Source organism: Rhodoferax sp., assembly GCF_028689295.1.
Classification (GTDB): domain Bacteria; phylum Pseudomonadota; class Gammaproteobacteria; order Burkholderiales; family Burkholderiaceae_C; genus Rhodoferax.
This window is the reverse complement of sequence record NZ_JAQTWL010000006.1, coordinates 156,374-166,340: the sequence shown is the minus strand read 5'-3', so window position 1 is coordinate 166,340 and position 9,967 is coordinate 156,374. Positions and strand designations below refer to the sequence as shown.

General features: G+C 62.5%; 8 protein-coding genes. 2 read left to right on the top strand and 6 right to left on the bottom strand.

What is annotated here, in order from left to right; translation table 11 throughout:
- Positions 1–80 precede the first annotated feature (80 nt).
- Complete coding sequence (locus tag PHF15_RS07765) at positions 81–2,039, top strand: tetratricopeptide repeat protein (protein ID WP_300120147.1); 1,959 nt, start codon at positions 81–83, stop codon at positions 2,037–2,039.
- A 232-nt stretch (positions 2,040–2,271) separates the two neighbouring features.
- Positions 2,272–2,610, top strand: a complete 339-nt coding sequence (locus tag PHF15_RS07760) for a GIY-YIG nuclease family protein (RefSeq protein ID WP_300120146.1) — start codon at positions 2,272–2,274, stop codon at positions 2,608–2,610.
- 294 nt (positions 2,611–2,904) lie between these two features.
- On the opposite strand, the gene PHF15_RS07755 is transcribed toward PHF15_RS07760, so the two are convergent.
- The 6 genes from PHF15_RS07755 to PHF15_RS07730 form a co-directional block, all read right to left on the bottom strand.
- The gene (locus PHF15_RS07755; protein ID WP_300120145.1) at positions 2,905–4,662 is read right to left on the bottom strand and encodes a cytochrome c3 family protein; all 1,758 of its coding nucleotides are present in this window, start codon (positions 4,660–4,662) and stop codon (positions 2,905–2,907) included.
- A complete protein-coding gene (locus tag PHF15_RS07750) occupies positions 4,659–5,711 on the bottom strand; it encodes a hypothetical protein (RefSeq protein WP_300120144.1) in 1,053 nt (350 codons plus the stop codon). The genes PHF15_RS07755 and PHF15_RS07750 overlap by 4 nt, the downstream gene beginning before the upstream one ends.
- Positions 5,708–7,810, bottom strand: a complete 2,103-nt coding sequence (locus PHF15_RS07745) for a hypothetical protein (RefSeq protein WP_300120143.1) — start codon at positions 7,808–7,810, stop codon at positions 5,708–5,710. Before PHF15_RS07745 ends, PHF15_RS07750 begins: the two co-directional genes overlap by 4 nt.
- Before the next feature lie 20 nt (positions 7,811–7,830).
- Entirely contained in the window at positions 7,831–8,169 is a 339-nt protein-coding gene (locus PHF15_RS07740; RefSeq protein ID WP_300120142.1) for a c(7)-type cytochrome triheme domain-containing protein, read from the bottom strand.
- Positions 8,166–8,771, bottom strand: coding sequence for a cytochrome c3 family protein (locus PHF15_RS07735; RefSeq protein ID WP_300120141.1), 606 nt, complete (start codon positions 8,769–8,771; stop codon positions 8,166–8,168). Before PHF15_RS07735 ends, PHF15_RS07740 begins: the two co-directional genes overlap by 4 nt.
- Positions 8,772–8,968: 197 nt before the next feature.
- Entirely contained in the window at positions 8,969–9,880 is a 912-nt protein-coding gene (locus PHF15_RS07730) for a cytochrome c3 family protein (protein ID WP_300120140.1), read from the bottom strand.
- Positions 9,881–9,967 lie beyond the last annotated feature (87 nt).

Below are 9,967 nucleotides of genomic sequence, written 5' to 3'. Positions count from 1 at the left end.
GCCAATAAAACCGTCCTTGCGAGGAACGTCGTGACGCGGCAATCTGTGCGCGGCATCGGGCCTGATTTAGGATACCTGCAATGACCAAACCCGGCCGCAACGACCCCTGCCCCTGCGGCAGCGGCAAGAAGTACAAGCACTGTTGCGAGCGCAACGCCGCCGCGCCTCAAACAGTCGGCACCGGCACCCGGCCAACGCAAGCCAGCCATTTGCCCCGGCCGCCCGTGCGCCAGCCTGATGCCGCCGCCAGCCTCATTGACCAGGGCAATGCGCTGATGCTGCAAGGCCGGTTGAATGACGCCATTGCCTGCTACCGCCAGGCGCTTGTGCGCCAGCCGGACTCAACTGCCGCCTACGGCAACCTGGGCACGGCGCTGGATGCGCTGGGGCACTTGGACCAGGCTGTTGAGTGCTTCGAGCAGGCGCTCCTGCGCGACCCCGATGATGCCGGCGTGCACGTTAATTTTGGCAATGCGCTCAAGCACCACGGCCGGCTGGACCAGGCCATTGCGCACTACCGCCGGGCGCTTGCGCTGCAACCTGATTTTGCCGGCGCCTGCTACAACCTGGGCAAGGCGCTGCAAGACCAGGGCCTGTTCGATGAGGCCATCAGCCACTACCGCCAGGCGCTGGTGCTCAAGCCCAATTACGCCGACGCCTACCTCGACCTGGCGCGGGCGCTGCTGCAACAGGGCCAGTTGGACGAGGCGGTTGCCATTTACCGCAAGGTGCTGAACCACCTGCCGGACAACGCCCGCGCCTTCAGCAACCTGTTGTTTGCCCTGCAAAACCTCAGCACCTGTTCTCCCGCCGAGCTGTTCCAGGAACATCTGCGTTATGCCGAGCGCATCGAGGCGCCGCTCAAGCCCGGCTGGCAGCCGCACACCAACAGCCGCGACCCCGAGCGCCGCCTCAAGGTGGGCTATGTCTCGGGGGATTTTCACCGCCATCCGGTGGCCTATTTCCTGGAACCCATCCTGGCCCACCATGACAAGTCGCAAGTTGAGATTTTTGGCTACAGCAACAACAGATTCAGCGACCTGCATACCCAGCGCATTGCCAGCGCCATGGACCACTGGCTGGTTTGCAGTGGCCTGAGCGACGATGAATTGGCCCAGCGCATCCGTCTTGATGCCATCGACATCCTGGTCGATCTGTCGGGCCACACGGCGCTCAACCGCCTGCCGGTTTTTGCCCGCAAGCCCGCGCCGGTGCAGGCCAGTTACATCGGCTACCCCGGCAGCACCGGTTTGAGCGCCATGGATTACCGCATCAGCGACCCCTGGCAAGACCCCGTGGGCCTGACCGAGCGCTACCACAGCGAAACGCTGGTGCGCATTCCTGGCGGCATGGCTTTTGCGCCCGAGCCCGATGCGCCCGATGTGAATGCGCTGCCAGCCTTGCATTCTGGTGAGCTGGTGCTGGCTTGCCTGAACGGGCTCAACAAGCTCAACCCGGCGGTAGTCAGCCTGTGGGCGCGCATTCTGCTCGCCCTGCCGCAAGCCCGGCTGCTGCTGGGCAATGTGACTGACAGCGGCATCCGCCAGCGCCTGACAGATTTGTTCGGCGCAGCGGGCATTGGCCCTGAGCGGCTCATCTTGCAGCCGCGCGTGGCCATGGCCGAGTATCTGGAACTTCACCACAAAATCGACCTGGCGCTCGACCCGTTCCCCTACAACGGCGGCACCACCACCATGCATTCGCTGTGGATGGGCGTGCCGGTCATCACGCTGGCCGGTAGCCATGCGGTATCGCGCCTGTGCGCCGCCCACCTGTCACGCGTCGATCTGGACGAGTTCATCACGCACAGTGAAGACGAGTATTTGCAGTGCGCGGTGAAGTTCGCCAACGACCTGCCCAAGCTCAACGAGGTGCGCCAGTCACTGCGCCAGCGCATGACCGCCGCAGAATGCGACCCCGCCGCCATCACCCGCCAGCTCGAAGCCGCTTACCGCACCATGTGGCGCGCCTGGTGCGTGTCGTCATTGAGAACATTACCGTCATTGCGAACCTCATCTCCGTCATTGCGAACAAAGTGAAGCAATCCATGAATTCCGAATACATGGATTGCCACGCTACGCTCGCAATGACAATCCTGTAGTCATTGCAGTGACAACCGGCCTCGTCATTACGAGCGCAACCTCCTCACCACGAGCGCAGCGTGGCCATTACGAAAACAGCCCCGTCATTGCGAACACAGCCCCGTCATTGCGAACACAGCCCCGTCATTACGAACACACTCCCGTCATTGCGAACGAAGTGAAGCAATCCATGACTTTGGTTTTGTGCATTACATTTCAGAAAATCACCAACCACACCAAGCCCATGCAGCCCGCCATCTACATCCTGGCCAGTCAACTCCGGGGCACGCTCTATGTGGGCGTGACATCCGACCTGATCAAGCGAGTCTGGCAGCACAAGAACAATCTGGTTGATGGATTTACCAAGCAATATGCCGTGCACACACTGGTCTATTTTGAATTGCATGCAAGCATGGTGAATGCGATAAGTCGAGAGAAACAACTCAAAGCCGGGTCACGCGCGAAAAAAATGGCGTTGATCGAAGGGATGAATCCGTTGTGGGACGATTTGTATCCGGGTTTGCTGTAGCGCAGGCCATTCACAAAGGCTGTCATTGCGAGCGTAACGCGGCAGTCCATGTATAAATGCTGTCATTGCGAGCGTAGCGCGGCAATCCATGCAGTCCGGAATTCATGGATTGCTTCACTTCGTTCGCAATGACGTCCCCGTCACTGCGAGCGTAGCGCGGCAGCCCATGCAGATTGGAGGCATGGATTGCTTCACTTCGTTCGCAATGACGAAGGGGCGTGCGCAATGACGGAGCTACGTTCGCAATGACAACCATTTCTCCACCAAGCAACTCCTCGCGCCATCCGTGAGTTTTCAATAGGTCTTGGGGTTGTGATCGTTGCCGTGGCACATCAGCGTGCAGCTTTTGGCCGCCGGGTTGAAGGTAATGGGGTTGCCGCCCGACTGCGTCACCACCGCAATGCCGCCGACATCAAACGTCACGAAATTGATCAGGCGGGTCTGCGTGCGTGAGCCATGCGCATCGTGGCAGGTGGCGCATGAAGTCGGGCTGACGCTGGTGCTCAGGTGTTTCGCATGCGGGAATTTGCCGGGCACGGTCGTGGTCAGCAAATCGTTTTGGTCGTGGCATTTGTAGCACATCGCAAATTCAGTGGCCGACTCGATCACGGTACTGGCGCTGTTGTAGTTGCGCTCCAGCAGCGGCGCATAGTTGGAGCCGTGCGGACCGGCTGGATTGGTGCCACCCGCCGTCCAGCCATCGTTGTTATGGCAACTGCCGCAGCCAATCCGGCTCAGGTACGTCAGGCCCGAGCCCGCCACGAAGCTGTTATTGGGGATGGTCAGGTTTTTCCCCGCTGCCGCCACCGGATGATAAGACGCGTTGGCCGGGTCGAACTCCAGCCGCACATTGCGCTCGTTGTCCTGGCGCGTGATGCTGGTGGTGGTGGCCTGGCTCAGGCCGTGGCACTTGTAGCAAACCTCCTGCTGAAAAGTGGCCGCCGCCACCGGGCTGCCAGCCTGGTTGATGCCGCGCACGCCCTTTAATGGCCCGGTGACATTGGGCACCGTGGCGGTGCTGGCATCGGCCGCGTGGGGGTTGTGGCAGTCGGCGCAACTGACATGGCGGGGCATCAGACTCGCATCTTCCTTGGGCTCGTGGGTCCAGGGGTCGATGTCGATCGTATGGCGCGAGGTTTTGGTGAATTCGGCGCTTAAATTGAAGTTGGTGTTGGCCACCAAGCCGCTATGGCACACGGTGCAATTGGCCGCCTCGCCGGTTTGCGCCAGCAGCCCCTTGCCATGGCCGGCCGCGTGGGAGCGGTGGCAGTTCAGGCAGGCGTTGTCTTCCACCGTGGTGTAGCCGCCGCTGGGCCAGGGGTTGGTGTCGGTCTCGGTGCCGCGAAACTCAGCGGTAGAACTGGCGTGGCCCTGGAGCGGGTTAGGGGTGACGCTGGGCCAGCCCGTGGGCCGGTGGCAGGTGGTGCACAGCGCGCCCTTGACCGGGTCAAAGCGCATGAACTTGGCGCGCTCCACATGCGCGTCGTGGCAACTGGTGCACTGCACTTGGCCGCTCACGTCCAGATGCAGGGTGCTGGGCGCCCCGATGGGGTCCACCAGTTCGCCGCGGTCTGTCGCCAACTGGCTGTTGTAGGTGAAGGATATCGGGTGGTCATTGGACAAATCGGTGCCAAGCACGCCAGCACCGGTGAGCTTGTCCAGCGTGAACTGCACGCCGCCAGGTGAACGCAGCAGCGTGCCCATGGCCAGCGTGCCGTCGTGGCACGACAGGCACAGGCGCGAACTGCCGGTGGGCTGCGTCGGCACGGCCTTGAGCGTGGAGCTGGTGTAAAGGGTGTAGGTGGCGGCTGACAGCGTCCGGTTCCACAGCGACCTTGCCGGGCTGGCGTTGTGCGGCGTGTGGCAAAACACGCAGGTGCCGGCGGGCTCGGTCTCTGGCACCTTGACGGTACCCGGGCCCGATGGCGTGAGGTTGTGCCTGGTATTGGCAATGCCACTCATGACCTGGACCGGGTACAAGCCGGCCACCCCTGCCAGCAACAGCCCCAGCAGCCCGGCCCGCAGGCGATTCCAGTCAAATTTGGCGTTCATTTTGCTTGCTCCTTTTGCGTCGCAATGGCGCCCAGAAACACCTGTACCCGCTGGTTGTAGGCATCGGCCACATAGACCTTGTCTTCTTTGGAAATAAATATGCCGCGCGGCAGTGTCAGCTGGCCCGGCTGCTCGCCGCGTTCGCCAAAGGCGAGCAGCAACTGGCCGCTCTGGTCAAAGATCTGCACCGCATCAAACAGCGCATCGACCACATAGTAGTGGCCCCCGGCGTCCACCGCCACGCCCTTGGGCGCGGCAAAGTCGCCGCTGCCGTTGCCATTGTGGCCAAACTTCCACAAGAAATCGCCGTTCGGGCCGAGCGCCTGAATGCGAAAGTTCAGCGCGTCGGTGACCACCAGCGCGCCATCTGCCGCCAGCGCCATATGGGTGGGAAAGTTGAACTGGCCGTTGCCACGGCCGCTGTCGCCCAAATGGCGCAGCACCGTGCCATTGCCGTCGAACACGGTGATGCGGTGGCGCCTGGAGTCGAGCACATAGAGCTGTTGTGCGGCCTCACTCCAGGCCACACCCGCCGGGCGCTCCAGCTCCGGGCTGGCAAAGGTGCGCAGCAGCGCGCCGTCGCGGCCCAGCAAAAACACCTTGTTGAGCGCGGTGTCGGCCACAAACACGGCGCCATCCGCGCGCAGCGCCAGCGCCACCGGCGACACCAGCGCCTCGCCTTCAATTGTGGTGATCTGGCTGGCCTGCTTGCGCGGCCGGTCCAGCAGCCACAGCGACTGAGATCCGGGGTCGGCCACATAGAGCACGCCAGCGGCCTCGGCCGCCGCAGACGGCCGCACAAACTGCCGCGCGGCGGCGCCGGTCAGGGCATCGGCCAGGCGCCGCCACCAGGGCAGCTCGACACCCCAGTCCTGCGGCCCGGCCACGCTTTGCAGGTATTTGATGCGCGGCGGCTCGGGCGGCTTGGGCCAGACCAGGGCGGCCAGGGCGGCGGGGTCCAGGGCGGGCGCTGGCGGCGGGCTGCTGCAGCCGCCGGCCAGCAGCAGCAACGACAAGGCCACCAGCCAGCTCTTGAAAGCGTGGCTCATCGAAATGACCTCGTGATGGCAATGTCGAAGCGCTGGCTGGCGGACTGCGTGCCGCCGGTGGTCAGGTAGTCGAAAGTCACGCCCGAAGAAAGCGCCAGTTGGCCCCAGCCCCAGCGTGTGCGCGCGCCCACCTGCAACACCGAGGTGTTGCCGCCCCCGCTGCCGGTGCTGTTGGCGACACCCACAAAGGCGGTGTTGTTCCAGCCGCCAGACGTGCGCCAGTTGATCGAGCTGCGGGCCGTGAGCGTTGTGGTCTGGCTGTCGGGCATCTGGTAGCGCACCTTGATGGCATCGGCGCTGAACGCCATGTCCCAGTTATTGGCAGGCCGCCAACGCAGTGACGCCGTGACCTGGGCCCGGTCATAAGCCTGCAGCGGCGCGCGGTAGCGATCAAGACTTGCGTTGCCGAGCGCATCCATCTCATACATGCGCCCGCTGCCTTGCAGCGACAGGCGGGTGGTGTCCTCTTGCGTCTGGCCCGCAACATCGGTCCTGATGCTGCGCACATGGTTGGCCCTGGCCGTTGTCTGCAGACCGCGCCAGCCGCCGCGCAAGCTGAGACCAAAACTGTCGCTGCTGGTGCTGTTCAAAAAGCGGGCTTCACCAACCAGCGGGGTTCTTTCCGACTGCTGGTGCTGGTAGGTCGCCCCGATCCAGCCGTAGTCCACCGCCACACCATAACCTGCGTTCAGGGTCTCGTACTCGAGGCTGGGGTCCAGCTCGAAATCATAGGTCACCCGGAGCTTGTCGCCGAGCGCAACCGGCGGATCGGGTGACAGCGGGTCCTGGATCAGCGTGATGTAAACATCATTGCCGACCCGCTCCACGGTGTAATCGGTGCCAAGCGCAAGCTCACGAATATCCAGCGCGTCCTGCACGTTGAACACCCTGATGCTGCTTTCGATCACAAAAGTCTTGCTCAGCTTAAAAACCTGGTCCAGCGCGGTCGCCTCGACCTGCTCAAAGAAATTGACCACGCCGACACTCAGCGCATTGACGTCGCGCTGGTAGCCGCCCGACCAGTTCATGCTCAAGCCGCCGCCGCCGGGCAGGCTGTGCTGGTAGCTCTGGCTGAGTTGGCCGCTGTAATTGGTCAGCGTGCCAACCGGCAGGGTGATCTGGTTGCCGCTCAGCGCCACGGACGTCATGAGGTTTTCATACAGACGATGCGACAAGGAGAAGCTGCCGCTGTGCTGCGTCGTGCTCACGCCCTCGATCTCTTCATTGCTGAAGATGTAGCTGTAGTCGGTGGACAGGTTGGTCAAATGCGCGATGTGCAGGGTCCCGGTGGCCGCCAGCGTGTTGCTGGGCAGCAGCCCGCTGTGCGTTGAATACGACAGGCTGGAGCCAAAATTGCGGTTCAGTCCGGGGCCGAAGTCCTGGGTATAAAACAGGTTGGCGCTCTGCGACCGGTTGCTCGGCTGCTCCGCGTTGCTCAGCTCGTTGGCCAGGTAGCGAAACCTGAGGTCGGCCGTGGTAAAGCCTTTGTCGGCAGACACTTCGACCGTGCTCTGGCTCTGGTCGCGCTGGCTGACACGCTCAAAATAGGTGGTGGTGTCGTGGCGGCGCTCCTGGCGCACGCGCAGGTCGGCGCTCAGCCACGGGCCGCCCCAGTTTTGCAGAAAGCTGTCTTCCTTGAGCCTCAGGCTGAAACCGACGTTTTCAAAAGTGCCCTCGGTGCGCGCGCCGAAGTCCTGGTTGGCCTCGGTCTGGCTGCGGTTGGCATAAAGCTGCATGGGGTAGGGCTTTTGCTCCAGAATGCTGGCATCCAGGTTGTAGCCGATCGCCTGGTCGGCGGCGCTGCTGTCTGAATACGAGCCGCTGTAGGAGTTCTGGTTAAGGCCCAGTTGCAGCCCCAGGCTGGCGTTGACCAGGCGCGGGTCCAGCACATAAAGGCCGCTGCCCCGCAGGTAAAACCATTCGCGCAGGTTCCGGCTCGAGGTGCTCAGGCTGCTGCTGTCAGATTCCCTGGACTGGCTGGACTGGTCGTAGCGCAGCCCGACGCCCCCGGTCCACTTGCCACGGCCAAACTTCCAGTCGATGGCGGCCCCGCTGGTGGCAGGCACCGCGCCTGCCACCAGGGCGAGCAACAAGGGCATGGACCAGGGGGGCAAAGACCTCATTTGCGATGGCAGCGCGAGCAGCTCTCAAAGCCCACGCCAAAGGCGGGCTGTCCCTTGTGGCAGACGCCGCAGAACTTTTTTTCATCGATCAGCGCCATGGTGATTTTGGCGCTGCCGGCCTTCATCTCGAAGCCGACTTTCTTGTTGTGACACACATAACACTTGTACTTGACGCGGTGATTCCAGTGCGAAAAAATGGCCGGCGGAAAGTCTTCCTCGCCCTTGGTCTTGCGCTCGAAGGTGATGTCGCCCAGCACCGGCGCCGCCAGCGCAGGCGCGGCCAGCGCCAGCAGCAGACAAGCGGCCATGAGTCTGCACAAGAGTAGGACCTTCATGATTTTTTGATCGGCTTGTGGCAGCCCTTGCAGCCCGAGGGCTGGGCCAGCGCCACCTTGTCGTGGCAAACACCGCAGTACTTGCCCTCGTCGATGGCCTCCATGGTGATGGTGGCGGCGCCGGCCTCGCGCTTGAAGATGGCGTTGTGGCAGTTGGTGCAGGTGAGCCACTGGGTGTGCACCTTGTGCGAGAAGATCACCATGCGCGCCGGTTTGCCCGAGGTGGACAGCTCGATGTCGTCTTCGGAGGTTTTGCCCTCGTCGGTGTCACTGGCATTGATGATGCCGCTGGGGCTGATGGCCTTGCTCGCCAGCGCGGCAGACCAGTCGATGTTGTCGTCGTCGTCCTTGGGCAGTTTCTTGAAGATGTCGGGCCAGTTGGGCGGTGCGCCGGTCTTGAGCAGGCCCTCCACCATGGCCACATATTCTGCGGAAATGATGAGCACTTGCGGCTTGGGCACGGTGCGGCGTGGCTGGCGCGGCGGCGGCTCGTTGGAGACCTGCTCGCTTGGCGGGGGCATGTCGAACAGCATGGCCATCATCGGCGGGGAGGCGCTGCAGGCCGCCAGCACCAGCACCAGCACCAGGGCCAAGGCCAGCATGCGGCCCAGGTGCTGCCGAAATCTCGGGACATTCAAAGCCATCAGATCAACCAATATTGCTGCTGCACATTACCAAATTTTAACCGTACAAGTTACGAGTCTATTGCATGCCGGGAGTTCCACTGCGTGACTGAAAAAAGGGCGCTGACCCGAAAGTCAGCGCCCTTTGCGCGGGATAAGAAAGCGCTGGGCTTAGCTTATTTGATGTGGCACTGCAGGCAGATGTAACCGCTGGCCTGGGTGGAGCCGTTGTTGGTGCCGCGCAGCATCCAGTCGTCCACGGTTTGCTTGTTGTGCGGATCGTGGCAAGTGGAGCATTCCATGCCGGTCAAGCCAGCCGAGGTACCGGCCGAGATGTTGGTGCCGTTGTCCTGGTACAGCTTGATCAGCGCGGCCTGGTTGCCTGCGCCATTGGCAGCAGGGTAGCTTGCGCTGACAGCCAAACCACCGCCGGCGCTGCCGGAGCTGATCTGGTGCGGGTTGGCTTGGAACTCGTTGAGCACCACGCTGCCACCGGTGGTCACACCGTTGTAGGTGCCAACAGCATTAGCCAGCGGGTAAGGCATGCCGATGGGGTGGGTACCAGCCAGGCTGCCGGCAGAGCCGATGATGAACTGCGGACGTTGAGCCGTCGAGGTGAAGGTGGCAGTGCTGATCGTCGTGCTGTAGCTGGTGGGAATGTCGCCGACCTTGAAGCTGTTCAGCGTGGCATTCAAGCTGCCACGGGCCAGGGCAACGTCACCAATGGCAACGGCGCCGTCATGGCAGGCCAGGCACTTGACTGACGGGCCTTTGTAGCCAGCTGCCAAAGTAGCGAATGTGGTGCCGCCGTCTGTCAGGGAGATGTCCCAGGTGTAGCTGGTGTTGCCCAGTTCCTTGTTCCACAGCAGATTGGTGGTGGTGGCACTGTGCGGTGTGTGGCAATACATGCACTGACCAGCCGAATTGGCCAAGCCGGCACGGCCGCCAGTTTGCGAGCCCAGATAGTTGGTACGTGTGGCGTAATCGTGACGGGTGCCGGTGATACCAGTACCGCCGGTGGATGCCATGGCGGTACCCATGGTTGCCAGCACCATGCTGACGGCTAATGCACTCTTTAAAACTTTCATGACGAAATGCTCCTTGGTTTGAAATGAAGGTCCCGGAACAACCCCGGACGGATCAGTATAAGCAAAAGGCGGGCCAACTTGCGCCGC

Bases quoted from the DNA above. Each gene is read 5' to 3' on its own strand.
- PHF15_RS07730 (WP_300120140.1), bottom strand. From the start codon at position 9,880: ATGAAAGTTTTAAAGAGTGCATTAGCCGTCAGCATGGTGCTGGCAACC.
- PHF15_RS07755 (WP_300120145.1), bottom strand. From the start codon at position 4,662: ATGAACGCCAAATTTGACTGGAATCGCCTGCGGGCCGGGCTGCTGGGG.
- PHF15_RS07735 (WP_300120141.1), bottom strand. From the start codon at position 8,771: ATGCTGGCCTTGGCCCTGGTGCTGGTGCTGGTGCTGGCGGCCTGCAGC.
- PHF15_RS07760 (WP_300120146.1), top strand. From the start codon at position 2,272: ATGACTTTGGTTTTGTGCATTACATTTCAGAAAATCACCAACCACACC.
- PHF15_RS07750 (WP_300120144.1), bottom strand. From the start codon at position 5,711: ATGAGCCACGCTTTCAAGAGCTGGCTGGTGGCCTTGTCGTTGCTGCTG.
- PHF15_RS07745 (WP_300120143.1), bottom strand. From the start codon at position 7,810: ATGCCCTTGTTGCTCGCCCTGGTGGCAGGCGCGGTGCCTGCCACCAGC.
- PHF15_RS07765 (WP_300120147.1), top strand. From the start codon at position 81: ATGACCAAACCCGGCCGCAACGACCCCTGCCCCTGCGGCAGCGGCAAG.
- PHF15_RS07740 (WP_300120142.1), bottom strand. From the start codon at position 8,169: ATGAAGGTCCTACTCTTGTGCAGACTCATGGCCGCTTGTCTGCTGCTG.